This window comes from Nitrospira sp. (assembly GCA_016873435.1).
Taxonomy (GTDB): Bacteria; Nitrospirota; Nitrospiria; order Nitrospirales; family Nitrospiraceae; genus VGXF01.
In genome coordinates, this window is sequence record VGXF01000002.1 from 80,305 (window position 1) to 104,628 (window position 24,324).

The window sequence follows — 24,324 nt, forward strand, 5'->3', positions numbered from 1 at the left end:
ATGCTGACGCTTGGTCCAGGAGAGCACGAGCGGGAGCGGGAGGGGCTTTTTTTCTGGCTCGCTGGATTCGTGCTGTTGGTCGGGCTGCCGTTGCTCAACGTCCTGCCCGAGACAGATTCATGGCTGCACGTGTCGGACTTCGCGTTGAACCGATTTGGGAAATTTCTTTGCTTTGCAATTCTCGCCATTGGCCTGGATCTAATCTGGGGCTACACGGGTATCCTGAGTCTGGGGCACGGTGTGTTCTTCGGTCTGGGCGCCTACGCGATCGGCATGCATTTAATGCTGACCATTGGATCCGAAAGCGTCTACGGCAGCGCGCTGCCGGATTTCATGGTGTGGAATCAGGTCAAAGAGCTGCCACTGTTCTGGAAGCCGTTTTATAGTTTTCCCGTAGCGGTCATCGCGGCGGTGCTGGTGCCGACCGTGGTTGCGTTCGTATTTGGGTTGTTGGCATTTCGCAGCCGGATTAAGGGGGTGTATTTCGCAATCATCACGCAGGCGTTGGCGCTTTGTGCCTGGCTGGTGTTCAACCGGAACGAAACGAATCTCGGCGGGACCAACGGCCTGACCGACTTCAAGCAGTTGCTAGGATTTCGGCTGAGCGAGCCGGGCACGCAGCGGGCGCTCTACATCCTCACCGTGCTCTGCCTCGGCACCGCCTACCTGCTGTGCCGCTGGATCGTGCAGTCCAGAACGGGCCGGGTGCTGATTGCGGTCCGCGATAGCGAGCAGCGCGTGCTCTTCTCCGGCTATTCGCCAGCCAACTATAAACTCTTTGTCTTTGTCGTCTCAGCCGCGCTGGCCGGTCTGGCCGGCGCACTCTACGCGCCGCAGGTCGGCATCATTACGCCGGCGCAGCTTGGTGTCCTGCCGTCGCTTGAAATGGTGATCTGGGTGGCGGTCGGCGGGCGCGGCACACTGATTGGCGCGGTGGTGGGCGCCGTCGGCGTCAACTGGGGGCGGAGTGTACTGACGAATTACTTTCCGGAACTGTGGCCCTTTGTGTTGGGTGGACTCTTTGTGGCTGTCGTGTTGCTGGTTCCCGATGGAATTGTCGGGTTGTTCTCACGGATCAAAGCGCAATGGGTCGCGAGCGGGCTGGGGATTCGAAAAGCGCCCGCAGCATCCGAATCGAAGAATTCGGGTGGGCAATGTTGAGCGAGCAATGATGAATTCCAGATCCGACATTCACAATGCATCCTTCGCCCGTCGACATCATACGGCGGGGGCGTTGTGACGGAACGCGGCTCCATCATTTATCTTGAGGGGGTGACGGTCGACTATGACGGGTTCAAGGCGCTCAATTGCCTGAACTTCATCGTCAACTATAACGAGCTGCGGGTAGTGATCGGGCCGAATGGCGCCGGCAAGACGACGCTGCTGGACGTGATTTGCGGCAAGACGAAGCCGGTCTCAGGGCGCGTGATTTTTAGCAAGGACGTGGATCTCCTGCCACTGCGCGAGCATGAAATTGTCGGGCTCGGCATCGGCCGGAAATTTCAGGCGCCTTCGATCTACGGCAATCTCACCGTGTGGGAGAATCTTGATCTCTCGCTCAAACGGCCGAGCAAGGGCGTCATTGCCACGCTGGTGGGGACGTCCACGCGGGCTGAGCGCGAACGGATTGAGCAAACGCTCGAAACCATCGGTCTCACGGGGCAGGCACCGAGCCGTGCAGGGTCGCTCTCGCACGGCCAGAAGCAGTGGCTCGAAATCGGTATGGTCATTTTGCAGGACCCGCAACTGATCATGGTGGATGAGCCGGTAGCCGGCATGACGGACAAGGAGACGGAGCAGACGGGTGTGCTGCTCCAGTCTCTCTCGGACACGCATGCGATCATTGTGATCGAACACGATATGGAATTTGTCCGGCAGATCGCACGGACCGTCACGGTCCTGCACGAGGGAGCGGTCATCTGTGAGGGGCCGGTGGACAAGGTGCAGTCCGACCCGAAGGTGCAGGAAATTTATCTCGGGCACCACAAGCCGCAGGGGAACCATGCTACGGCTCGATAACATCAACGCCTATTACGGCGAAAGCCACATTCTGCGCAACGTCTCACTGGAAGCTGAGGCGGGGCAGGTGCTGTGCCTCATGGGCCGGAACGGCGTGGGCAAGACAACGACGCTCAAAGCCATCACGGGCCTGCTCGCACCCCGCTCGGGCCGCGTGATGCTGGAGGGGCAGGATGTAACAAGCCTGACGCCGGACCAGCGGGTCAAGTGCGGGCTGGCCTATGTCCCGCAGGGCCGTGAGATTCTGCCGCATTTGACGGTACGGGAAAATCTTCGGTTGGGATTCTGGGCGCGGGCGCCCAGATCGAACGGCAGCACGGAATCGCTGGCCTTCGAGGAAGTCTTTGCACTGTTTCCAAAGCTCACGCAAATCATCGAGCGGGCAGGGGGCGTGCTGAGCGGCGGTGAGCAGCAGCAAGTGGCCATCGCCCGCGCGCTGCTGTCCAAGCCAAAAGTTTTGCTACTCGATGAGCCGACCGAGGGCATCCAGCCTAACATCGTGGATCTCATTGAGGAGGTCATTCTCGGCTTCAAGACCCAGCGCCTCTTCACGATCGTGCTGGTCGAGCAGGGCCTGCAGATGGCCGCGCGGCTTGCTGACGCCTACGTGATTATGGCAAAAGGGGCGGTGGTGGCTTCCGGAAAGACGTCCGAACTGAGCGAAGCGCAAGTCAAGCAACATCTGGTCATCTAGGAGCCCGCTATGCATCTCACGCCGCGCGAGCAGGAAAAGCTTCTCATTTACGTGGCCGCTCAACTGGCCAAAGATCGCAAGGCCCGCGGGCTCAAATTGAACTATCCAGAAGCCGTGGCCTACCTAACGGCCGAAATTCTCGAAGGTATCCGAGACGGCCGTTCCGTGGCCGATCTCATGAGCTACGGCGCGACACTTCTATCCAGACAAGACGTCCAATCCGGCGTGCCGGAAATGCTAGCCGAATTGCAAGTCGAAGGAACTTTTCCAGACGGCACGAAACTCGTCACGGTCCATCTTCCAATTAGATAAACATTTACTTTCAGTTCATCCGTTAAAACTATGTTTTATTGAGGTGGATAAATGGCGAAGAAGGCAGTCCAGAGTCGTGGCAAGGCTTCAAGGAAAGTTCCGGTAGCAAGCCGACCGACAGGCTCTCTCCAGCCGGCTAATGTGATTCCAGGTGAGGTGATTCTTGGCACGGACGATGTCGTAGCGCTGGAGGGGCGACCGACGGTCGAGGTGACCGTGGCCAACACCGGCGACCGGCCCATTCAGGTTGGTTCGCACTGCCACTTCTTCGAAGTCAACCGCGCGCTACGGTTCAAGCGCGAGCAAGCCTTCGGGTTCCGACTCCAAGTCCCGGCCGGCACGGCGGTGCGGTTTGAGCCCGGGGAGGAAAAGCGTGTGACGCTCGTGGCTTTTGGCGGCAATCGTATCGCGTATGGCATCAATGGACTGACCGGCGGCAAGCTGGACGATCCGCACGTGCGCGCGAAGGCGTTGGCGCAGGCGGCCGCACGCGGATTTATGGGAACGGGTAAGGCGTAGGATGAGGCTAAGGGGGGAGTTTGGGGCGTTGCTGAACTGTGACTTCAACCCCAGTCGTCTGCAGGAGGTTGTATGAAAATCCCACGACGCCAATATGCGGATTTGTACGGCCCGACAGTCGGCGACCGTATCCGGCTGGCTGATACGCAGCTGCTCATCGAGATTGAGCGTGACCTGACCGTTCCTGGTGAGGAGGCCAAGTTCGGCGGCGGTAAAGTCATCCGCGACGGGATGGGGCAGTCGCCGACCGTGACGAGGAAGAGTGGCGGGCTGGATACCGTCATCACCAACGCGATCATCCTGGATTATTGGGGCATTGTGAAGGCAGACATCGGCATTCGCGACGGCCGTATCGTTGGCATCGGCAAGGCGGGTAATCCCGATCTGATGCCGGGCGTGACGAAGGGGATGGAGATCAGCGTCGGGACGGAAGTCATTTCAGCTGAAGGGAAGATCGTCACCGCGGGTGGTATCGACACGCACATCCATTTCATCTGTCCGCAAATCATTCACGAGGGACTGGCCAGCGGGCTGACGACGCTGATCGGCGGCGGCACAGGGCCTGCGACCGGCACCAACGCCACGACCTGCACGCCGGGTCCTTGGAACATCTACCGCATGCTGGAGGCAGCGGACGGATTCCCGGTCAATCTCGGTTTTTTCGGCAAGGGCAATTCGTCGCTGCCTGAGGGATTGAACGAGCAGATCGAGGCGGGGGCGATCGGGTTGAAGCTGCACGAGGATTGGGGGACGACGCCGGCGGCGATCTCGACCTGCCTCGATGTGGCTGAACACTACGACGTGCAGGTAGCAATCCACACGGACACGATCAACGAGGCCGGCTTCGTCGAGGATACGATTAAAGCCATGGCCGGGCGCACAATCCATTCCTTCCACACGGAAGGCGCGGGCGGCGGCCATGCGCCGGACATCATTAAAGTCTGCGGCGAGCCAAACGTTCTGCCGTCCTCGACCAATCCGACGATGCCGTTTACGGTCAATACAATGGATGAGCATCTCGACATGCTCATGGTCTGCCACCATCTGAATCCGCGTGTGCCGGAGGATATCGCCTTCGCCGAGTCGCGTATCCGGCGCGAGACGATCGCCGCTGAGGACATCCTGCACGACATGGGGGCGATCAGCATCATGTCGTCGGATTCACAAGCGATGGGGCGCGTGGGCGAGGTGATCCTTCGTACCTGGCAGACGGCGCACAAGATGAAGGTGCAGCGCGGGGCACTCGCGCAAGACGGCAAGAACGGCGGCAAACACCACGATAACTTCCGCGCCAAGCGCTACGTGGCTAAGTACACGATCAATCCGGCGATCGCGCACGGTATCGCGCATGAAGTCGGCTCGGTAGAGACTGGCAAACTAGCTGACCTTGTGATTTGGCGCGCAGCCTTCTTCGGCGTGAAGCCCGAGATGGTCATCAAGGGCGGCTTCCCCATGTCGGCTGCGATGGGCGATCCGAACGCGTCCATTCCAACGCCGCAGCCCGTCATCACGAGACCTATGTTTGGCAGCTTCGGCCGCGCCCTCTACAGTACTAGTGTCACGTTCGTTTCGAGCGTGGCACTCGACCGCGAGGTACCCAAGACGCTGGGATTGCAGAAGCGTCTCTCGGCCGTGAAGAAGTGCCGTGGCATCGGCAAGCGCGATCTCAAGTTGAATGACGCGCTGCCGCGCATCGACGTGGACCCGGAAACCTATGTCGTAAAGGCAGACGGGCACATCTTACAGTGCGAGCCGCTCGCTGTATTGCCCATGGCACAACGGTATTTCCTCTTTTAGCGTAAGGCAGAAGCAGCCCGATGGACACCGCATCTCTGGTGCAGGGACTTCGGTTTGTCGACAGCTTCTTTCCGTCCGGCGGATTTGCTTTTTCGTCCGGGCTGGAAGCGGCGGTGCAGGGTGGAGCTGTGCGCAATGCAGACGATCTGTTCCGCTACGTGGAGGATCTACTGCGCAACGGGATAGGCCGTCGTGACGCGGTTGCGGTGGCAAAGGCCGGTGACGCACTGCGGGCGAACAAGCTGACCGCGATTCTTGAAATAGACCGCGAGCTGAGTGCCATGAAAATCGGTCGGGAGTCCCGTCTGGCCAGCCGGCAGGTAGGTAAGCAAATTATTCGCATTGCCGCGGAGCAGATTGAGGGACATCCGGTTCTGTCCCATTATCTGGCTGCGGTGGAGACGGACCGAACGCCAGGCCATGCGGCAGTCGCGCTCGGGCTGACGCTGTCTGCGGTCGGGTGGAAGAAGGACGATGCCGTAGGGGCCTTTCTCTACCAGGCGGCAACGGGATTCATAGCCGCGGCGGTGAAGCTGTTGCCGATCGGCCAGCGCGAAGGGCAGCGACTGTTGCATGAATGGACGCCGCTGATTGTGGAAATTAGCGCAGCGGCTTGCCGGGAAGCATCCATGGCGTCCTGGTCTCCCGTTCAGGACATCTATGCCATGAAGCACCGCTGGCTGGAATCGCGGCTATTCAGGAGTTAATCATGCATCGCGGCGACGAGCATTTTATGGGCAGCGGGAAAACAATGCGGGCACGGGAAAAGCATATTCCGGTCATTGGCGTGGGTGGGCCGGTCGGCTCCGGAAAAACAGCCTTGGTGGAGGCGCTCTGCCGGAAGCTGCGTGACAAGTACAGCCTTGCCGTTGTGACGAACGATATCTTTACGAAAGAAGATGCGGAATTTCTGACGCGCCGGGGCGCGTTGCCCCAAGACCGGATCCTTGGTGTTGAAACCGGCGGCTGCCCTCATACGGCAATACGCGAAGACGCGTCGCACAATCAGGAGGCGCTCGACGAGCTGCTTAAGCGCCATCCGGACGTCGAGCTGATGTTCGTCGAAAGCGGCGGGGACAATCTAGCCGCGACCTTTAGCCCCGAACTGGCTGACAAGGTTATCTATGTGATTGACGTGGCGGCGGGCGACAAGATTCCCCGCAAGGGGGGGCCCGGCATCACGCGTTCCGACCTGTTGGTGATCAACAAGATCGATCTGGCTCTGCATGTGGGCGCTGATTTGTCCGTGATGGACCGCGACAGCAAAAAGATGCGCGGGGCGCTCCCGTTCATTTTCACGAACTTGCACAGTAGTGAAGGGTTGGACAGCGTGGTGGAATGGGTTGAGCAACTCGTGAGGAGCTACGCGCACCACCATGCTTGAGGCGGTTGCCGATACGTCGGAAGTCGGTCGTGTTGGCGCGCTCACGCTGGACTATGCCCGGCAGGGCAATCGCACGGTTCTGACGCGGTCCCGGTGCTCCACGCCGTGGCATTTTTCTCCGCCCATCGAACTCGACGACAGCGCCTGCATCTACACGCCGCTGCTCAATCCCTCTGGGGGAGTGGTCGGAGGAGATCGGCTCTCCGTGATGGTCTCCCTTGGTCCGCGGGCCCACGTGTTGATTTCAACACCATCGGCCACGCGGGTCTACCGTTCGCTTGCGGCGACATCCGTCCAATCAGTCGAGCTCTCCGTTGGCCCCGATGCCATTCTTGAGTGGATGCCCGAGGTGACGATTCCCTATGCTGGCGCACGCTTCAAACAGACTATTCATGCAAAGGTTGCGCGGGGCGGAACGCTGTTGCTCTGGGATGCCATGGCGTCCGGGCGTATGGCACGGGGGGAGCGGTGGGCCTTCACGAGTTTCGAGAATGAAATCCGGATTGACCAAGTATCTGGAAAATCGGTGCTGGAACGGTATCACTTGAATTCCGCCGCCGCCGGCAGTGGCTTGCTGAACGAATGGGACTATGTCGGGTCGCTGTTCCTGTTCGGTGATGGAATAGATACCGAGCGTCTGAAGCGGCTTGAAGAGCAACTGGTGGTCGTTCTGGATAAGCGATCGTGCGCGGTGCTGGGCGGGGTGTCTGAGCCGGATGCGCCCGGTATCGCCGTCAAGCTTATGGCGAAGTCAGCACCGGATTTGAGTGAAACGCTGGACGAGCTTTGGCTGGCGATCCGCGCGACTCTCTGGAATCTTCCCAGGCCGGCGCTGCGTCGGTATTAGACGGGGAGTTCGTTCCCAAACAACGTCGTCACTGACGCGCGGGAGACGGCGAGGGGAATGAGGTCGCCGGGTTTTGCGCGCGAGCCCTTCTTGTCCCACACGACCGTCACGCTGTTGTCGGCTTTTCCCATCCATTGGTCCCTTGACCGCTTGGCGTCGCCTTCCACCAGGGCCACGACCGTTGTGCCGACCAGTTCTTGATTTTTCTTGAGCGCGATACCGGTCTGCATCTTTACCAGCCGTGTCACGCGGTCCGATTTAATCTCCTCCGGCACGTCGTCCGGATATTTTCTGGCCGCGATCGTATGTTTGCGTTCGGAATATTTGAAGACGAAGGCGGCATGGAAGCCGACCTCTTGCATTGTGCGGCAGGTGTCCTGAAATTCGTCCTCGGTCTCGCCGCAGAATCCGCAGATGATGTCGGTCGTCAGGGCAATCTCGGCATGCCTTTTCCGGATGTCATGCACCAGTGCCAGATAGTCTTTCCGCGTGTAAGCGCGGCCCATGAGATCGAGAATTCGGTCGTTGCCCGATTGCAGCGGCAAGTGAATGTGCTTGCAGATTTTCGGATGGCCGGCCACGGCGTCCAGCAGAGCTGGCGGAAAATCCTTGGGATGTGGCGACGTAAAGCGGACGCGTTCGATACCCGGTACGTCTGCTACCGCCAGCATGAGTTTGGCAAAGTCCCAGTTGTCGAGCCGGTAGGAATTGACGTTTTGTCCGAGCAGCGTGACCTGCTTATACCCGTGCGCCACCAGATGCTCGACCTCGCGGACAATGCCCTGCGGCTCGCGTGACCGCTCGCGCCCACGCGTGTAGGGGACGACGCAGAAGCTGCAGAAGTTGTCGCAGCCCCGCATAACGGCCAGCCAGGCGTTCACGCCATCGGTACGCTCGGGCAGAATGTCGTCATAGGTTTCGTACTCTGACAGGTCCACGGCTAGGCGGCGCTGTTTGAGGCCCTGCTCCTGGGTCTCGATCGCCTGCAAGAGCAGATCGGGTAGGCGGCGATAGGAATCGGGGCCGGCCAGTACGTCCACGAGCGGTTCCGTAGCCGTCAGTTCGTCTTTGAGATTCTGCGCCATGCAGCCCAGTACGCCGACCACGAGATGGCGCTGCCGCTTGAGCGCCCGCAGGCCGGCCAGATGAGTGTAGACCTTCGAGTGCGCGTTCTCGCGGATCGCGCAAGTGTTCATGAGGATGATGTCGGCCCGTTCGCGGTCATCCGTAAAGATGAAGCCTTTCGCTTTCAGCAGCGAGCGGACGAGTTCGGTGTCGTACTCATTCATCTGGCAGCCGTAGGTTTCAATGTGGACGCGCCAGGCGCGGTCAATCTGGACGAGCGGCATGACTATCGTCTCTCCAAGACCCAGCGGGACGTGCCGGCTAAGCAGTCAATTGTGCCATCGGCCTTCAGTTCGCCGGTGAATTCACGCCAGGTGCCGTCCGCTAGCCGTTGCCTACCGCTAAAGCGCATGGTTTCATCCAATGCGAGCATCTCAAAGACGACATCCCCCTTGTGAATCTCTGCACGGCTCGAGCGGATGGCTTTGCCATGCCGGCCATCGATGATGAACTCGTATCCAAGATGTGGACTGGTCCAGATCCCGTCGAGCGGTCCATCGATTGGCGGCGGCGGTCCGCCAGTTTGACAGGCGGCGGTCATAAGAAAGGCGGCAAGCAAACTGAGGCGAAGTGGTGCACTCATGTCAATCTCCCGACGGCCAGGCCGTCCATGGCGCCCTCAATGGTTACCGGGCGCAGCGCATTCGTGAGATCATCGTTGGATGTCACGCCGACGCGCACATAATTGTTTGTGAAGCCGGTCCATCGGCCCTGGTCATCCTGCGATTCAAAGAGGACGCCGACCGTCTGCCCGACATGACGCTGATAGAAGGCGAGACGTTTAGCGCGGGACAGCTCGGCCAGCGTTTTATTGCGTCGGCGCCTGGTGGCCGACGGCACTCGATCGGCCATGCGCGCGGCGGCGGTGCCTGGCCGTTCCGAATAGGCGAAGACGTGCAGATACGAAAAGGGCAGATCAGTCACGGTGGTGAGCGTATTGGCGAAATGTGCATCGTTCTCGCCGGGGAAGCCCACCAGTATGTCGGTGCCGAGACAGAGATCGGGCATCAGATGAAAGGCCTTCGTTACGAAGGCGGCATAGTCCTGCACCGTGTAGCGGCGGTTCATGTTCAGTAAGACTTCGTCGCTGCCGCTCTGCAGCGGTAGATGGAGGTGACGACAGAGCTTGCTTGATACGGCCATGTGCTCCAGCAGGTCGTCCGAGACCGTCGTCGGTTCGATGGACGAGATGCGGATACGGTCCAGTCCCTCGAGGGATTCCATCTGCTTGATGAGATCGAGCAGCGATCGGCCTGCCGGTTTGTATTGCCCGATGTTAACGCCGGTCAGCACAAGCTCGCGGTGGCCGCGCGAGACCAGTGCCTCCGCTTCGCGAATTGTGTTGTCCCACACGCGGCTGCGTTCATGCCCGCGGGCGAAGGGGATAAGGCAGAAAGAGCACATGAAGTTGCAGCCGTCCTGAATTTTCAGATTGGCGCGCGTGGCAGCGGAGCCCCCGACGCCATCAATTGAAAAATCCTCGCAGTCCAGCCTTTTGGTGTGGAGCAGAGTCGGCGCGGGCTGCTTGGCCAACGCCGACGGAGCGGGTAGGTAGGCCGGGAGTGACATCTTATATTGGTTGCCGAGAATGAGATCCACGCCGGACAAGTGCCGAAGCGATTCGACGCCGGTCTGTGCGTAGCAGCCAGTCACGGCGACGAAGGCCTGGGGCGAATGGCGTAGGGTCTTGCGGATTTCATAACGGCACATCCGTTCCGCTTCGTCGGTCACCGTGCAGGTGTTAAGTACCAGCAAATCGGTCGGCTGGCCATAGTCCACAATCTCATAGCCGTTTGTTTGCAGGCGGTCGGCGAGCAGCGCCGTTTCCGACTGGTTGAGCCGGCAGCCGAGTGTGTGTAGCGAGGCCCGGGGACGTCCGTTCTGCATCGTGGTCGATTATACGGAGTCGGGCGCGTGGACGGCAAGGAGGGGCTGTGTTAGGATAGCCCCGCGTGTTGCCTGTCTTGCCGGTTCCATGCTGAAGGGAACGGTATGGTGAGCGTCAGAATCGGGGTTGTTGGCGCCTGCCTGCTGCTCTCGTTATCCACTTTTCCCGCTCTTGCCTCGAAAGACAGTCTGCCCGTTGAGCCGGATCCAGGCCTGCGCATAGACGAAATCTACGATCATGAAGCGCGCCTGTTCATCATGCTCTATTCGCTGAAGGGGGACGGCACGGTGGACTACATCACCGGCCGTTCCGTCATGGAACATGCGCGGAGCGCCTACGGCAATCCGGTCTACTACACTGAGCCGCACCCGCTCTTCTATTGGTGGAACCACACGATGTGGAATGATCCGCAGATGGACGGAGTCAACGGTAACGAGCGGGTCTATCAGGAAAACATCGACTTCGATCTCTCCCGCTACAAGCCCTGCTCCTTCAACGGACAGGCCTGCTAGCGCGTGAACGCTCCAAACGCGCTCGCGAGTCTCGCCAACCGCCGTCTCGGCGTCATGCTGCCACTGGGGTTTGCCTCCGGCCTGCCACTGGCATTGACGGCCGGGACGCTGCAAGCCTGGCTTTCGGATGCCAAGGTAGATCTCTCCACGATCGGCTGGTTTGGATTCGTCGGGCTGCCCTACGCGCTGAAATTTCTCTGGGCGCCGCTGATGGACCGGTTCACGCTGCCGTGGCTGGGACGGCGGCGAGGCTGGATGCTAGCGACACAGACGGCGCTCATTATCGGCGTGGCGGCGATGGCGCTGACGGATCCGCACGACCTGCTGCCGCTGTTGGGTGTTCTTGCCCTGCTCGTAGCTTTTCTTTCTGCATCGCAGGATATCGTGTTCGACGCCTATCGGGCAGATCTGCTGCATTTGGAGGAACGGGGGCTCGGGGCGGCGATCTGGGTAGCTGGTTATCGCATTGGGCTGTTAGCGGCGGGATCAGCCGCGCTCTTCATCGCGCATGCGTATGGGTGGCCGGGGGCCTATCTCGCGATGGCCGGTTTGATGATCGTCGGCCTCACAGCCATTCTCGTTTCTCAGGAGCCGGAGGCGCCGCCTTTGCTGCCGGCCACGATGGGCGAGGCCGTGTGGGGACCGCTGAAAGAATTCTTTGCCCGGCCGACCGCAGTCGCACTCATCGGGCTGATCCTGCTCTACAAGCTCGGCGACGCGTTTGCTGCCTCGTTAACCACACCGTTTCTGATGCAAGGCTTGGGTTTTGAGAAGACCGACGTGGGAGCGGCGCGTGGAATCGGTCTGGGCGCGACTATTCTGGGTGCCGTGATCGGCGGAGCAATGATGACACGGTGGAGTTTACCGACGTCGCTGTTGATCTTCGGCGTCGGACAGGCCCTGTCCAATCTGGCATTTGTGGTGCTAGCGCTGGCCGGACCGCGCTACGATCTGCTGATGGTTTCGGTCGTGATCGAGAGCCTGACCGGAGGGATGGGCACGGCCGCCTTCGTAGCGCTGGTGATGTCGCTGTGCGACCACCGGTTCACCGCAACGCAATTCGCGCTGCTTACGTCGCTGGAGTCGCTCAACCGTATCTGGCTGGGCGTGCCAGCTGCGAAACTGGTGGCCGTGCTAGATTGGGGCGCCTTTTTCTTCCTGACAGTCCTGGCTTCGTTGCCGGGTCTCTGGATCGTCTGGCGGCTTCGTCGTCAGTTAGCAGCCTGAGTGTCTTCGTCAGGCCTTCCGCTGCATGAACAGAATATAGGCTGCCAGTGTTGGCAGGGGCGCGAAGAGGAACGGCATCAGCCAGACCCAGACGGCAGCCTGCTGCCCGCGCACGTTGGCCTGGGCGAGCATCCAGATAAACACCCAGACCACTAGCCCGACGTAGTTCAGGGTGATCCAGAAGGTCGTATGGCTTCCTAGATGGCTAGCCGCTGTGCCTGGTTCTTCGAGCGAGAAGACCGCGATCATGACAGCGAACGCGGCTAGCAGACCGAGCGCGATCTTTTTATTCCAGACTAACATGACGGCCCCCTTTTGACGTGGTGTGTGGACGATGCGTTGCACGATAGGCAAGCGATGCGCGATTGTCAACGCATCTTGCCCCTGAGCGGATGCGCGCATGCTTAAGCTCGGACAATTTGTTCCTGCCCTCAAATATTAGCGTTTATGTCCCCAGCGCGCAGACTCTCACAGGCCCATTTGGCTGTGAATAAGTCAGGCAAATGCACACATTTGTCAGCACCAGAGCGGGAATACGGTTATTCACAGGAATTTCTATCTATTCACACATAACCACAATATGTAGTGTAATTTTGTCTTGACAGGCCCCACATTTATGACTATAGTCCGCGGCAGTTCATACCTTCCGGCTGGACGAGTCTCTTATTTATGGAGCAGGCAACCGCAAAAGGTTTTGGGGGTCGCGGGAAGCTCCACAGGGAAAATTCAGCCAGACAGTATTCCTCAGCATTTTCAATCGTATAAGCGGGTTTCAGAATATGGTATCCGTTCTTTTTATCTTTGCTCTCCCCTATGCAGATAAGCGATGCCTTTGGCAAAATACATTGGCCGATTCCCGTAGTCGCGGGTGAAGGAGGCATACGGTGAGGATTGAACGTCGGTTTACACGCAAAGGACAGGGGCCCTACGACGGGATCAAGTTCGCCAAGCGGTCCTCAGAAATCAGGAACCCCGACGGCTCTGTTGTCTTCAAGCTCGACAATATCGAAGTGCCGGAGTCGTGGACCCAGCTGGCCATCGACATCCTGGCGCAGAAGTATTTCCGCAAGGCCGGTATTCCCCAGCAGGGGCCTGACGGCAAGCCGCTGACCAAGGATGGCAAGCCGGTGACGGGCGGGGAGCGCGATGCGCTGCAGGTGTTCCACCGCCTGGCGGGCTGCTGGACGCACTGGGGCAAGACGCATGGGTACTTCAATACGAAGGAAGATGCGACGGCCTACTACGACGAGATGTGCCACATGCTGGCCCGTCAGATGGGAGCACCGAATTCCCCCCAGTGGTTCAACACGGGTCTACACTTCGCCTACGACCTTTCGGGGCCGGCGCAGGGCCACTATTATGTGGATCCGAAATCCAAGCACATGACCAAGGCGTCCAACACCTACGAGCACCCGCAGCCCCACGCCTGTTTTATTCAGTCCGTCGAGGACGATCTGGTCAACGACGGCGGGATCATGGATCTCTGGACCCGAGAGGCGCGGCTGTTTAAGTACGGATCAGGCACGGGGACGAATTTTTCCAGACTGCGCGGGGACAACGAGCCGCTGTCGGGTGGCGGGCGGTCCTCCGGCCTCATGTCGTTTTTGCGGATTGGCGACCGCGCGGCCGGTGCGATCAAGTCAGGCGGGACCACCAGACGTGCGGCCAAGATGGTCTGCCTCGATCTGGACCACCCTGATATCGAGGAATTCATCGACTGGAAGGTGATCGAGGAGCAGAAGGTCGCCGCTATGGTGGCCGGCTCCAAGATCTGCGCGCAGCGCCTGAATGCAGTGCTGAAGGCCTGCCATGTGCCGGACGGCGCCGGCGGCACGAAGGTAGAAACGGATTTGCAGAAAAATCCCGTGCTCAAGGACGCCATGCGCGAGGCGCGGAAGGCCCATGTGCCGGAAGCCTACGTCCAGCGGATGTTCAGCTACGCGCAAGAAGGCTTTACGCACTTTGCCTTTCATGAATACGACGTCAACTGGGACGGCAAGGCCTACCAGACGGTGTCCGGGCAGAATTCGAACAACAGCATCCGCATTCCCAACGGGTTTTTTGAGGCCTTGGAAAAAGATGGTGACTGGGAGCTCAAGCGGCGCACGGACGGAAAGGTCGTCAAAAAACTCAAGGCGCGCGAATTGTGGGACAAAATCTCCTGGGCGGCCTGGACCTGTGCGGATCCCGGCACGCAGTATGATACGACGATCAACGAGTGGCACACCTGTCCGGAGGACGGCCGTATCAATGCGTCTAATCCGTGCAGCGAGTACATGTTTCTAGACGACACGGCCTGCAACCTGGCGTCCCTGAATCTGGTGCAGTTCTACTCGGCAGACGGCAGGTTTAATCTCGAGGATTACCGCCACGCCGTGCGGCTCTGGACGATCACGCTAGAGATCAGCGTGCTCATGGCCTCCTTTCCAAGCAAGCCGATCGCGCAGAAGAGTTTCATTTTCCGAACGCTAGGGCTGGGCTACGCCAACCTCGGCACCGTGCTCATGCGGCAGGGCATTCCCTACGACTCGCCTAAGGCGCTGGCCATCTGCGGCGCGCTCACGGCGATTCTCACCGGCGAGTCCTATGCGACGTCGGCCGAGATGGCGGCCGAATTGGGCGCCTTTGACGGCTACGCGAGGAATCGCGATCACATGCTGCGGGTCATCCGCAATCATCGCCGCGCGGCTTATAATGCGGCCCCTGAGGAATACGAGGGCCTGACGGTCAGGCCGATGGGGATCCATCCCGAGCACTGCCCCCCGGAGCTGCTGCTCGGCGCGCGACGGTCCTGGGACCGGGCGCTCGAACTGGGCACGGCCTACGGCTACCGCAACGCGCAGACGACCTGCATCGCGCCGACCGGCACGATCGGACTGGTGATGGACTGCGACACCACTGGTATCGAACCGGATTTCGCGCTGGTCAAGTTCAAGAAGCTGGCGGGCGGGGGCTACTTCAAGATTGTCAACCAGAGCCTGCCGCCGGCGCTGCAGACGCTCGGCTTCGGCGAGTCGCAGATTCAGGAGATCGTGACTTATTGCACCGGCCGCCGGACGCTCAAGGGCGCGCCGTTTATCAACCACGAAACACTGCAGGCCAAGGGATTCAACGGGGCGGCGCTGGACTGCTTGGAAACGGGGCTCTGGCAGGCGTTTGAAATCCAGTTCGCGTTCAACAAGTACACGCTCGGGGAGGAGTTCTGCAAGGAGAAGCTCGGTTTTGCCAACGAGCAGTTAAACGATCCGTCTTTCAACATGCTCAAGGCACTCGGCTTTACGCAGGAGCAGATCATGGCGGCCAATGATTACTGCTGCGGCACCATGACGGTGGAGGGCGCGCCGCATTTGAAGTCCGAGCATCTGCCGGTGTTCGATTGCGCCAACCGGTGCGGCCGGACCGGCCAGCGGTATATTGCCGTGGACGCCCACATCCGGATGATGGCTGCCGCGCAGCCCTTCATCAGCGGCGCAATCAGCAAGACAATCAACATGCCGGCCGACGCCACGGTGCAGGAAGTCAAGGACTCGTACTTGCTCGCGTGGCGCCTCATGAACAAGGCCGTAGCGCTCTACCGCGACGGCTCTAAACTCAGCCAGCCGCTCAACGCCATGTCGGAACGGGGCGAGGCCGTCGAGAGCGGCGACGTCGTCAAGGTCGCTGAAAAGATCGCCGAGCGGGTCATGATCCGCTACATCGGGCGGCGGCGCCGGATGCCGGAGCGGCGGAGCGGGTACACGCAGAAGGCCATTGTTGGCGGGCATAAGATCTACCTCCGTACCGGCGAGTACGGCGACGGCACACTTGGGGAAATCTTTCTCGATATGCACAAGGAGGGGGCGGCGTTCCGCAGCCTCATGAACTGCTTTGCCATCGCGATCTCGCTGGGCCTGCAGCATGGCGTGCCGCTCGAGGAGTATGTCGAGGCCTTCGTGTTCACACGGTTCGAGCCGAACGGGCCAGTGAAACTCAACGACCGGATCAAGATGTCCACCTCGATCATCGACTACATCTTCCGCGAATTGGCGATCACCTATCTGGACCGCGGGGACCTCGCACAGGTGAAGGAAGAGGACCTGCGTATGGATTCGATGAAGAAGGACGAGCAGGACCCTGAATGCACGGACGCGGAGGAGGCCGATCCCGAGTCGCTGGCGGCGCTGGCTATCAGCACAGACCGGATTCCCTCGCGCGGCGACAAGGGGAACGGCAACGGAGGAACAGCGGCCGGAGTCGCCCGTATGGAGATGACGCATACGATGCGCGAGACCGTCACACTGACGGCCACGGCGGTGCAGTCTCAGCGGCAGACGGCCCGGCTCAAGGGCTACGAGGGCGATCCGTGCACGGAATGCAAACAGTTTACGATGGTGCGCAATGGCACGTGCCTCAAGTGCGAGACGTGCGGCGCCACCAGCGGGTGCTCGTAACCAGCACGGGCGGGGCGGGTGAGCATGATCCTGGCGCAGCATCGGCACGGATTCCGTGCATGGCCAGGGCGTGAATCTGGTGGCGCAGCGTGGGGCTCAGTTTAGGCAGTGCCCGATCACGATCAATTCGGACGCGGCGCGGGCCCGATGGACCCAGTGGGATCGGAGCTGTCCGGACATCGTCGATGGGACCGTCACGGGTGGCAAAAACAAGGTCGAAGGGATGGCGGAGGTGGAACCAGATGAATCACTCTCGGAAGCAAGGACGGGCGGGCAGGGGTAGGACGACGCAAGTCTGGGCGTGCCGCTCGTCATTTTCGTGCCCAAGGGCCAGCGGACGGCGGCGCAGCAAATGGCACTCCGGTCGAAGATGACCCTTGCCGCCGTCTACGACTATGCTTTTTTAAACGGAGCCTTCCAGTTGTCGTGAGACCGGGCGCCTGCGGCGCGTGATGGGGGAACACGAGCGGGGGTGCGGTTCATGGCCGCATCCCCGTTTTGTTAGGAGCGGGCCAATCAGAGTATAATCGGGCAGTGAAGGTCGAGCATGCGCAGCCTGGGTGCGACTGGCAAGCCCATGGGGTCAGTTGCGGACTCTGGGTGGATTTGTCAGGGCAGGCGTGGAAAGGCTATGTGCATGACACGGCTGAGTTGCTGATGGTGCTGGACGAGCAGTTGGAGCTGGAGATGCAGGTGCGGCCCTTCCGGCCTCAGATCGGCGAGGAAGTGCTTATCCCTGCGCGTGCAACCTCTTCCGTGCGAAGCGGTGGGAGCGCAACCGCGCGGGGGTTGTAGGGTACAAACATTCAGACGATAGACAATCAGCAAGGGGGAAATCCGTCTTCCGTTGGGGCTCATTGCCCGCAGCTCATCACCGATAGCCTCATTTTCGGAGGAAATGGTTATGCCGATCGCAACGCAGTTCATCTTGAGTCTAGAGAGCAAGCCCGGAGTCTTGTCCCGCATCGCCAAGGCCTTTGGCTCCAAGGGGGTCAACATCAAGGCCTTTTGCGCCTGGGAGCAGGCGGGGCAGGCCAACGGGAAGGACAACATGCGTGTCGTTGTTTCTGATCCAGAGAAGGGCCGCGCCGCGCTCAAGGTCGAAAAGATTGATTACTACGAGGAGCAGGCACTCGTATTGAGCCTCGAGAACAAGCCGGGCGCATTGGGGACCGTCGCGCAGCATTTGCGGGACGCCCATATTAATATTACGTGCGGTTACTGTACGCCGTCACGCGAGGGGAAACGGGCGATCGTTGTACTGTCCGTCTCCGACGTAAAAAAAGCCCAGGAAGTCCTTCGAGAAGAATCTCTGGACGAAATATAGCCGGGCTGTCCACGGCGCCTTGGTATTCGCAGCCCGCCTCCCGCGGTGTTCTTCGCCAGCTGGGGCACTCCATCAAGTATCCATCTTGTGGCCTCTGCCGGCTATCCCGTGGGGTTCAGTGAGCGTAGAACAGCCTCCTGGTTCGGTTCGGGCTTGCGTGGTAAGAAACCAGCCAGCAGGAAACCCTTCGGCACCCATCAGTTGACCGCTTGCCGGACCCTTTCGCTCGGGCCAAGGGCTCTTACCGTGTCCAAGTAGCCTCCTTTGCAGAACAGGTCACTGCCGAGGCTCGCGCCAGCTGACTACGGGATGACTCCCAGGACGTCAGGGGCGAGACGGTATCGAGCAGGGGGGCAGTATCAGATCCATGTCCTCCAGTTTGAAACCAAGCAGCCAGTAGATTCGGTCTCTTGAGTGATCGAGTCAAAATTCCAAGCCAATCCGATCATGTTCAAAACCACACAAAGTATTTCATAAGCCATTGATTTTAAATTGTTTTATTAAATTTTATTCCGTAGTGGAGAGACAAGAATATAAGAGCAAAAATATTTATAAGTTATTGATATAAAAGGACTTTTAATTCTTTAATTTTTATTTAAGGGTGTGCATTTGTGATACAGTTATCGGGCAATCAAAACTAGTATGGACTTTCTGATTCTCACGGGTCTGATCGTATTGGTGGCTATTATGGCCGCCACCGAGATCGCCTTTTTCTCGGTGGGAGAGACCCGGTTGCGCGCCTTGGCCGAGGACGGCCACAAGCGGGCTTCCATGGCGCTCCATATTCGGGGCAATCCCCAGCGGCTGCTGCTGACCCTCTCCATCTTGGAATACATGATCATGGCCTGGATTCCGATCTATGCGGTCAGGATCACAACAGACCGGTACCAGGAGGGGCTGCTGACGCTCCCGCAGATGGTCTCAGTCGTCACGAGCGTGGTCGGTGTGTTCATCATGCTCTTCGGCGGTGTGGTGCCCAAGACCTGGGCGGGCAAGATGGCCACCCCGCTGGTCCTCAACATGGCCTATCCGGTGTATTGGCTGGAATGGATCATGACGCTGCCGTTGTTGGTGCTGGAGCCGCTGGTGGACAAGCTGACGGGCGGCAAAGGCATGGCCGTGCCCTCGGTGACGGAGGAAGAGCTCAAGATCATGCTCGACGCGGGCGGCCGGGCTGGCCAGATCGAGACAGAAGAAGTGACCATGATCAAAAACGTCTTCCAGCTTAACGACATCACGGCCGAGGACGCGATGTCGCCGCGTCTCTATGTCTTCGCGCTGGACGGGAACTGCCTGCTCAAGGACGTGCAGGCCCAGCTCTTCAAAGCTAAGTTTTCGCGCATTCCCATCTATGACGGCAGTCTGGACAATGTGACGGGTATTGTGTCCAAGACCAAGGCGCTGATGGAGCTGGCGCAGGGCCATGACGGCCAGCGGTTGAAAGACATCGCCCAGCCGGCGCTTTTCGTGCCGGCTTCGAAGCCCGCCGACGATCTGATGAAGCAGTTCCAGCAGGAACATCGGCACATCGCCGTCGTGGTCAACGAATTTGGCGGCACGATGGGCATCGTGACGCTGGAGGATCTCCTCGAGGAGGTCGTCGGCGAGATCATGGACGAGACCGACATTACTGAGGAATTGATCAAGCGCATCGGCAAGACCCATGTCCTCGTGCATGGCCGGACTGAGGTGCGCCGCATCAACGAGTTCTTCAAGGCTGAGTTTGATGACGAAGAGCCAACGACGATCAGCGGCCTGATTCAGACCAAGCTGGGGCGGATTCCTGCGGTGGGCGAGGAGATTCGGATCGGCCATTGCCGCATCGTCGTCCACGAGGCAGACGCCAAATCCATCAAGAGCGTGCAGATTTTCAAGGAGGAGAAGCCCATCGCGGTTGTCGAGTCACTGGTGGAACAGAAGCCCAAACAAATCCAGCAGTCGGCAGGCACCTACCGTAGTTTCTTCTAAAGGTGCTCCAGCAGACGCTCGAATTCGTCTTCCGTCAAAATCTTCACACCGAGTTTGTGGGCCTTCTCCAGCTTCGCGCCGGCAGCGGCCCCGGCTACGACGTAATCGGTTAGCTTGCTGACGCTTGAGGCGGCCTTGGCTCCCAAATGCTCTACGCGCCGTTGCGCCTCGTTTCGGTTGAGCTGGATGAGTCCACCGGTGAAGACGAAAGTTTTCCCTGCCAGCGGTTTTGCACCGGGAGCTGCGTCCGGCACGGACTCGATTGTGAGTCCCAGTTGACGCAGTCGTGCGATGACTATCCTGTTGTGGGCCTCTTTGAAGAATGATTCCAAGCTGGCAGCAATCTCAGGGCCGATCTCGTGGACACGCTCGAAGCTCTCCCGGCTGGCGGCCATGCTGGCCTCAAGCGTCTTAAAGTGCCCAGCCAAAACGCGGGCGATGTGCTGGCCTACCTGGCGGATGCCGAGGCCCATCAGAAAGCGGTCGAGCGGAGCTCGCTTACTCTGTTCAATAGCATGCACGAGAAGCGAGGCAGATTTTTCGGCAAAGCCTTCCAGTGGAAGCAAGTCGTCCTTGGTCAGCCGGTAGAGATCGGCCAGGTCCTTCACGAGCCCTTGCTCGACTAGTTGTGCGACGGTTTTTTTACCGAGTCCCTCGATATTCATCGCATTTTTTGACGCGAAGTGCTCAATGGCACCTTGGATTTGTGCTCGGCAAACGGCTTGGCCCGTACAATAGTAATAGGCGCCCTCCCTGGCGACGGTCGAGCCGCAGACGGGGCACTGGTCCGGCATTCGGAAGGGCGCTGCGCGATGTTCCCCGGGAACTGGCACTCGCTCAGCGATGGCGGGGATGACGTCGCCGGCGCGTTCGACCTTCACGGTGTCACCGTCCCGGACGTCCTTGCGCGCGACCTCGTCGGCATTGTGCAGGGTGGCGCGGCTGATCGTCACGCCACCGACCTCGACTGGATTCAACAGCGCGACAGGAGTGAGGGTGCCGGTTCGTCCGACCGACACGATGATCTGGTGGATTTTCGTGATTTCCTTGCGCGGCGTGAATTTATAGGCGATGGCCCAGCGGGGGCTGCGGGATTTTTCGCCCAGCCGGTCCTGCCAGTCCCGCCGGTTGACCTTCACGACGATACCGTCGATCTCGTACGCCAGGTCGTCGCGCATGCCCTCCGTCTTGTGATGAAAGGCGATGACCTCTTTAATGTCAGCGCACTGTTTGCGATGCGCCGGTGTTGGCAGGCCCCACCGGGCCAGCGTTTCCAGTTCGTCCCAATGCGTCGCGGGCTGCTGGCCTGACTGTCCCAGGATTTCGTAGCAGATGACGACGAGCGGACGCTCCGCAGTGATTTTGGAATCGAGTTGTCTGAGGGAGCCGGAGGCGGCGTTGCGCGGATTGGCAAAGGCTTCTTCGCCGCGCTCCGTGATGCGCCGGTTGAGCGCCTGAAACTCGTCGAGTTTCATGTAGACCTCACCGCGCACAACGAGACGGGCGGGCGGATGGGCATCGGCCTGCAAGTGGAGCGGCAGCGAGCGGATCGTCCGCAGATTGATTGTTACGTCCTCCCCGGTAGTGCCGTCGCCGCGTGTGGAGCCTCGGACGAACGAGCCATGTTCGTACACCAGTTCAACCGACAGGCCGTCGAATTTGGGTTCGGCCGTATAGGCGATGGTGGATTCGCCCAGTTCCTTTTCCATCCGTTTGGCGAAGGCCAGGACGTCTTCTCGGTCCAGAAGGGAGTCCAGGCTCAGCATGGGCCGCTCGTGGGGAGCTTTTTTTAGCGCGTCGAGTGGTGGGGCGCCGATGCGCTGGGTCGGGGAATCCAGCGTGACGAGGGCTGGGTGGGCCGCTTCCAGTGCGCTCAGTTCCTTAAAGAGCGTGTCGTAAGCGGCGTCGGAAATTTCCGGACGGTCCTTGACGTAATAGAGGTAATCGTGGCGGCGGATTTCGATTCGAAGCGTGTCGATACGGGCCTGGACGTTGCGACTGGTCATGCGCGAGTTCCGCGTGAGGTGAGCGCGGCAAACCGTAGCACAGCCAGGCGAGGCGGTCAAACGGCAAAAGCGAGCTATCCTAGCATTTTGATTAACGTTTTCGCTTTGACTTTCAAGTCGTTGCGCTCTATCCTTTGGCATCGGTTTCGTGCGTACAGCGAAGGAAAGGTTGGGGTATGAATCGAGATATGACCTTGCGGGTTGCAGCGATCGGATGCAGCGTGCTGCTGCTATCCGGCTGTGTGATGGCAGAAAAATACGAATCGGAAAAGGCGCGGAGCTTGAACTTCCAGCGGTTGCTCGCCCAAGAAGAGAAGCGGACCGCCGATCTGGACACCGAGTTGAAGCGGGTCAAGTCCGAAAAGATCGAACTCGAGGGGCGCAATCGTGAGATGGCAGCGCAGATTCAGGCAGTTCGTGAGCAAATGACGAGCATCCAAGAAGAGGCCGCGGTTGCCCGCGATTCTGAGGCGGGTGGGCGAGCCAAGGGCGCCAAGCCCAAAAAGGCCAGGAAAGCCAAGCCCGAAACCATGGCGGCCCCGGCCCCTGTTGCGGCCGCGGCCCCAGCTGGCGGTTCACCCTCCGTGCATACGGTGCAAGCGGGCGAGACCCTTTTCAGGATTGCGCGCCAAAACGGCGTATCTGCCCAGCAACTCCGGCAGTGGAATAATTTGAAGAACGACGTGATTGAAGTGGGGCAGCAGCTCATTGTGGCCCCACCGCAGCCGTAGTATATGTGGCGACGGTATGACACGGTTTTCGTACTCCTTAAGCTTTGAGCAGTTTCATGCCCTGTCTAGACAGGGCAACCTGATCCCTCTGTATAAAGAGATCCTCGCCGACTTCGAAACCCCCGTTTCAGCCTTCACCAAAATCGATCATGGTCCCTCCGCCTATTTGCTCGAAAGCATCGAGGGTGGGGACAACTGGGCCCGCTATTCCTTCCTCGGCAGCGGCTCGCCGATCGTGATCCGTGAAGACAAAGGCGAGGTAATTCTCACGGAGGGTGCAAAAACTAAACGTCTGCCCATGCAGGGCAATCCACTAGACTATCTGAAAAACGTGCTGGCAGCTTACCGGCCGGTGACGGTGCCGGGACTGCCGCGCTTTGTGGGGGGTGCCGTCGGCTATCTGGGCTACGATGTAGTCCGATCGTTCGAGGACATTCCGGCCCGCCGCAAAGACGCGCTCGGCCTGCCAGAGTTCGCTTTTCTGATCACGGATACGCTGCTGATTTTTGATAACGTAGCGCAGACGATCAAGGTTGTCGCCAACGCCCACGTCACATCTCAGACCGAAAGTGACGTGCGGCGGGCCTACGCTGACGCGGTCAAGCGGATTGAGGGGATGATCACCCGTCTGCGCCGGCCACTCTGTCGGACGAAGCCCAAGCGCCGCCGCAAGCCGCTGGCATTTACGTCGAATATGAGCAAGGCGGACTTCGAAAAAATGGTGGTGCGGAGCAAGGAGTACATCAAGGCTGGCGACATTTTCCAGGTGGTGCTCTCCCAGCGGTGGGAGGCGAACATTCAGACGACGCCGCTCCAGATTTACCGCGCGTTGCGGCTAGTCAACCCGTCGCCCTACATGTATTACCTGCGCCTCGGCGGGGTGGAACTGGTAGGCTCTTCGCCAGAGATTCTCGTGCGGTGCGAAGACGGGCTGGTGTCCGTCCGCCCGATCGCGGGCACGCGCAAGCGCGGAGAGACGCACGAACAGGACCTGGCGCTGGAGAAAGAGCTGCTTGCAGACGCCAAGGAACGAGCCGAGCACGTCATGCTGGTGGATTTGGGCCGCAACGACGTGGGCCGCGTGGCGCGTAAGGGTATGGTACGGGCGGAGACGCTCATGCGCGTAGAGCGCTACTCGCATGTCATGCACCTCGTCTCCGACGTTGTCGGTGATCTGGATCCCTCCCAGACCGTGCATGATGTTATGCAGGCCTGTTTTCCAGCCGGGACCGTCTCAGGCGCACCGAAAATTAGAGCCATGCAGATCATCGAGGAAATGGAGCCGACGCGGCGAGGCCCTTATGCTGGCGCGGTGGGCTATTTCAGTTTCTCCGGCAACATGGACACCTGTATCAACATCCGGACGATCGTCATCAAGGGCCGCCACGCCTATATCCAAGCCGGCGCAGGGATCGTTGCCGATTCGGTGCCGGAGAAGGAATACGAGGAAACCTGCAACAAGGCCAAGGCTATGATGAAGGCCATCGAACTGGCAGAGCAAGGGTTGGAGTAGGGGTATGGTTAATGGTCGAGGGGGG

The 24,324-nt window shown here is 59.7% G+C and carries 23 protein-coding genes; 18 read left to right on the forward strand and 5 right to left on the reverse strand.

Annotation, left to right across the window (positions count from 1 at the left end):
• The 9 genes from urtC to FJ248_02105 all read left to right on the forward strand — a co-directional run bounded on the left by urtC (position 1) and on the right by FJ248_02105 (position 7,572).
• Positions 1-1,161, forward strand: a complete 1,161-nt coding sequence (gene urtC / locus FJ248_02065; protein ID MBM4119672.1) for an urea ABC transporter permease subunit UrtC — start codon at positions 1-3, stop codon at positions 1,159-1,161.
• Between the two features lie 75 nt (positions 1,162-1,236).
• Positions 1,237-2,019, forward strand: a complete 783-nt coding sequence (urtD, locus tag FJ248_02070) for an urea ABC transporter ATP-binding protein UrtD (GenBank protein MBM4119673.1) — start codon at positions 1,237-1,239, stop codon at positions 2,017-2,019.
• On the forward strand, positions 2,003-2,713 hold the full coding sequence (urtE, locus tag FJ248_02075) for an urea ABC transporter ATP-binding subunit UrtE (protein MBM4119674.1): 711 nt from the start codon (positions 2,003-2,005) through the stop codon (positions 2,711-2,713). The genes urtD and urtE overlap by 17 nt, the downstream gene beginning before the upstream one ends.
• 9 nt (positions 2,714-2,722) lie before the next feature.
• A complete protein-coding gene (ureA, locus tag FJ248_02080; GenBank protein ID MBM4119675.1) occupies positions 2,723-3,025 on the forward strand; it encodes an urease subunit gamma in 303 nt (100 codons plus the stop codon).
• 51 nt (positions 3,026-3,076) lie between these two features.
• Complete coding sequence (locus FJ248_02085) at positions 3,077-3,544, forward strand: urease subunit beta (protein MBM4119676.1); 468 nt, start codon at positions 3,077-3,079, stop codon at positions 3,542-3,544.
• A 72-nt stretch (positions 3,545-3,616) separates the two neighbouring features.
• The gene (gene ureC, locus FJ248_02090) at positions 3,617-5,341 is read left to right on the forward strand and encodes an urease subunit alpha (GenBank protein ID MBM4119677.1); all 1,725 of its coding nucleotides are present in this window, start codon (positions 3,617-3,619) and stop codon (positions 5,339-5,341) included.
• A 20-nt stretch (positions 5,342-5,361) separates the two neighbouring features.
• Complete coding sequence (locus FJ248_02095; protein ID MBM4119678.1) at positions 5,362-6,048, forward strand: hypothetical protein; 687 nt, start codon at positions 5,362-5,364, stop codon at positions 6,046-6,048.
• A gap of 2 nt (positions 6,049-6,050) precedes the next feature.
• A complete protein-coding gene (ureG, locus tag FJ248_02100; protein ID MBM4119679.1) occupies positions 6,051-6,725 on the forward strand; it encodes an urease accessory protein UreG in 675 nt (224 codons plus the stop codon).
• Positions 6,718-7,572: a hypothetical protein gene (locus FJ248_02105; GenBank protein MBM4119680.1), complete on the forward strand. Its 855-nt coding sequence runs from the start codon at positions 6,718-6,720 to the stop codon at positions 7,570-7,572. The genes ureG and FJ248_02105 overlap by 8 nt, the downstream gene beginning before the upstream one ends.
• On the opposite strand, the gene miaB is transcribed toward FJ248_02105, so the two are convergent.
• Genes miaB through mtaB form a run of 3 tightly spaced genes read right to left on the reverse strand, consistent with a single transcriptional unit; the run spans position 7,569 to position 10,584 of the window.
• Positions 7,569-8,921 carry a tRNA (N6-isopentenyl adenosine(37)-C2)-methylthiotransferase MiaB gene (miaB, locus tag FJ248_02110; GenBank protein MBM4119681.1) on the reverse strand — a complete coding sequence of 451 codons (1,353 nt, stop codon included), beginning with the start codon at positions 8,919-8,921 and terminating at the stop codon, positions 7,569-7,571. The two genes, FJ248_02105 and miaB, sit on opposite strands and share 4 nt — an antisense overlap.
• A gap of 2 nt (positions 8,922-8,923) precedes the next feature.
• The gene (locus tag FJ248_02115; GenBank protein MBM4119682.1) at positions 8,924-9,280 is read right to left on the reverse strand and encodes a hypothetical protein; all 357 of its coding nucleotides are present in this window, start codon (positions 9,278-9,280) and stop codon (positions 8,924-8,926) included.
• Positions 9,277-10,584, reverse strand: coding sequence for a tRNA (N(6)-L-threonylcarbamoyladenosine(37)-C(2))-methylthiotransferase MtaB (mtaB, locus tag FJ248_02120; GenBank protein ID MBM4119683.1), 1,308 nt, complete (start codon positions 10,582-10,584; stop codon positions 9,277-9,279). Before mtaB ends, FJ248_02115 begins: the two co-directional genes overlap by 4 nt.
• Before the next feature lie 105 nt (positions 10,585-10,689).
• Here mtaB and FJ248_02125 point away from each other — a divergent pair, with 105 nt between their 5' ends.
• Entirely contained in the window at positions 10,690-11,097 is a 408-nt protein-coding gene (locus FJ248_02125) for a hypothetical protein (GenBank protein ID MBM4119684.1), read from the forward strand.
• Positions 11,098-11,151: 54 nt separating this feature from the next.
• A complete protein-coding gene (locus tag FJ248_02130) occupies positions 11,152-12,324 on the forward strand; it encodes an MFS transporter (protein ID MBM4119685.1) in 1,173 nt (390 codons plus the stop codon).
• Positions 12,325-12,333: 9 nt separating this feature from the next.
• On the opposite strand, the gene FJ248_02135 is transcribed toward FJ248_02130, so the two are convergent.
• A complete protein-coding gene (locus FJ248_02135; GenBank protein ID MBM4119686.1) occupies positions 12,334-12,627 on the reverse strand; it encodes a hypothetical protein in 294 nt (97 codons plus the stop codon).
• A 581-nt stretch (positions 12,628-13,208) separates the two neighbouring features.
• On the opposite strand from FJ248_02135, the gene FJ248_02140 reads away from it, so the two are divergent.
• The 5 genes from FJ248_02140 (at position 13,209) to FJ248_02160 (ending at position 20,049) form a co-directional block, all read left to right on the forward strand.
• Positions 13,209-16,754: a vitamin B12-dependent ribonucleotide reductase gene (locus FJ248_02140; protein ID MBM4119687.1), complete on the forward strand. Its 3,546-nt coding sequence runs from the start codon at positions 13,209-13,211 to the stop codon at positions 16,752-16,754.
• 55 nt (positions 16,755-16,809) lie between these two features.
• Positions 16,810-17,037 (forward strand): hypothetical protein, encoded by a 228-nt coding sequence (locus FJ248_02145; GenBank protein MBM4119688.1) that lies wholly within the window; start codon positions 16,810-16,812, stop codon positions 17,035-17,037.
• Positions 17,038-17,288: 251 nt separating this feature from the next.
• Positions 17,289-17,549, forward strand: coding sequence for a cupin domain-containing protein (locus tag FJ248_02150; protein ID MBM4119689.1), 261 nt, complete (start codon positions 17,289-17,291; stop codon positions 17,547-17,549).
• A 109-nt stretch (positions 17,550-17,658) separates the two neighbouring features.
• Positions 17,659-18,081 carry a hypothetical protein gene (locus tag FJ248_02155; GenBank protein MBM4119690.1) on the forward strand — a complete coding sequence of 141 codons (423 nt, stop codon included), beginning with the start codon at positions 17,659-17,661 and terminating at the stop codon, positions 18,079-18,081.
• Between the two features lie 642 nt (positions 18,082-18,723).
• Complete coding sequence (locus FJ248_02160; GenBank protein ID MBM4119691.1) at positions 18,724-20,049, forward strand: HlyC/CorC family transporter; 1,326 nt, start codon at positions 18,724-18,726, stop codon at positions 20,047-20,049.
• On the opposite strand, the gene ligA is transcribed toward FJ248_02160, so the two are convergent.
• Positions 20,046-22,055 (reverse strand): NAD-dependent DNA ligase LigA, encoded by a 2,010-nt coding sequence (gene ligA / locus FJ248_02165; protein ID MBM4119692.1) that lies wholly within the window; start codon positions 22,053-22,055, stop codon positions 20,046-20,048. The genes FJ248_02160 and ligA overlap by 4 nt on opposite strands.
• 392 nt (positions 22,056-22,447) lie before the next feature.
• On the opposite strand from ligA, the gene FJ248_02170 reads away from it, so the two are divergent.
• Positions 22,448-22,786, forward strand: coding sequence for a LysM peptidoglycan-binding domain-containing protein (locus FJ248_02170; GenBank protein MBM4119693.1), 339 nt, complete (start codon positions 22,448-22,450; stop codon positions 22,784-22,786).
• Positions 22,787-22,802: 16 nt separating this feature from the next.
• Entirely contained in the window at positions 22,803-24,299 is a 1,497-nt protein-coding gene (gene trpE, locus FJ248_02175; protein MBM4119694.1) for an anthranilate synthase component I, read from the forward strand.
• The last annotated feature ends 25 nt before the right edge of the window (positions 24,300-24,324 follow it).

Excerpts from the sequence above, each read along its gene's own strand:
- FJ248_02135 (MBM4119686.1), bottom strand. The coding sequence starts at position 12,627 with ATGTTAGTCTGGAATAAAAAGATCGCGCTCGGTCTGCTAGCCGCGTTC.
- FJ248_02160 (MBM4119691.1), top strand. The coding sequence starts at position 18,724 with ATGGACTTTCTGATTCTCACGGGTCTGATCGTATTGGTGGCTATTATG.
- urtE (MBM4119674.1), top strand. The coding sequence starts at position 2,003 with ATGCTACGGCTCGATAACATCAACGCCTATTACGGCGAAAGCCACATT.
- mtaB (MBM4119683.1), bottom strand. The coding sequence starts at position 10,584 with ATGCAGAACGGACGTCCCCGGGCCTCGCTACACACACTCGGCTGCCGG.
- FJ248_02125 (MBM4119684.1), top strand. The coding sequence starts at position 10,690 with ATGGTGAGCGTCAGAATCGGGGTTGTTGGCGCCTGCCTGCTGCTCTCG.
- ligA (MBM4119692.1), bottom strand. The coding sequence starts at position 22,055 with ATGACCAGTCGCAACGTCCAGGCCCGTATCGACACGCTTCGAATCGAA.
- trpE (MBM4119694.1), top strand. The coding sequence starts at position 22,803 with ATGACACGGTTTTCGTACTCCTTAAGCTTTGAGCAGTTTCATGCCCTG.
- FJ248_02130 (MBM4119685.1), top strand. The coding sequence starts at position 11,152 with ATGCTGCCACTGGGGTTTGCCTCCGGCCTGCCACTGGCATTGACGGCC.
- ureA (MBM4119675.1), top strand. The coding sequence starts at position 2,723 with ATGCATCTCACGCCGCGCGAGCAGGAAAAGCTTCTCATTTACGTGGCC.
- ureG (MBM4119679.1), top strand. The coding sequence starts at position 6,051 with ATGCATCGCGGCGACGAGCATTTTATGGGCAGCGGGAAAACAATGCGG.
- FJ248_02115 (MBM4119682.1), bottom strand. The coding sequence starts at position 9,280 with ATGAGTGCACCACTTCGCCTCAGTTTGCTTGCCGCCTTTCTTATGACC.
- FJ248_02105 (MBM4119680.1), top strand. The coding sequence starts at position 6,718 with ATGCTTGAGGCGGTTGCCGATACGTCGGAAGTCGGTCGTGTTGGCGCG.
- FJ248_02170 (MBM4119693.1), top strand. The coding sequence starts at position 22,448 with ATGGCAGCGCAGATTCAGGCAGTTCGTGAGCAAATGACGAGCATCCAA.
- FJ248_02085 (MBM4119676.1), top strand. The coding sequence starts at position 3,077 with ATGGCGAAGAAGGCAGTCCAGAGTCGTGGCAAGGCTTCAAGGAAAGTT.
- FJ248_02095 (MBM4119678.1), top strand. The coding sequence starts at position 5,362 with ATGGACACCGCATCTCTGGTGCAGGGACTTCGGTTTGTCGACAGCTTC.
- miaB (MBM4119681.1), bottom strand. The coding sequence starts at position 8,921 with ATGCCGCTCGTCCAGATTGACCGCGCCTGGCGCGTCCACATTGAAACC.
- FJ248_02155 (MBM4119690.1), top strand. The coding sequence starts at position 17,659 with ATGCCGATCGCAACGCAGTTCATCTTGAGTCTAGAGAGCAAGCCCGGA.
- urtC (MBM4119672.1), top strand. The coding sequence starts at position 1 with ATGCTGACGCTTGGTCCAGGAGAGCACGAGCGGGAGCGGGAGGGGCTT.
- ureC (MBM4119677.1), top strand. The coding sequence starts at position 3,617 with ATGAAAATCCCACGACGCCAATATGCGGATTTGTACGGCCCGACAGTC.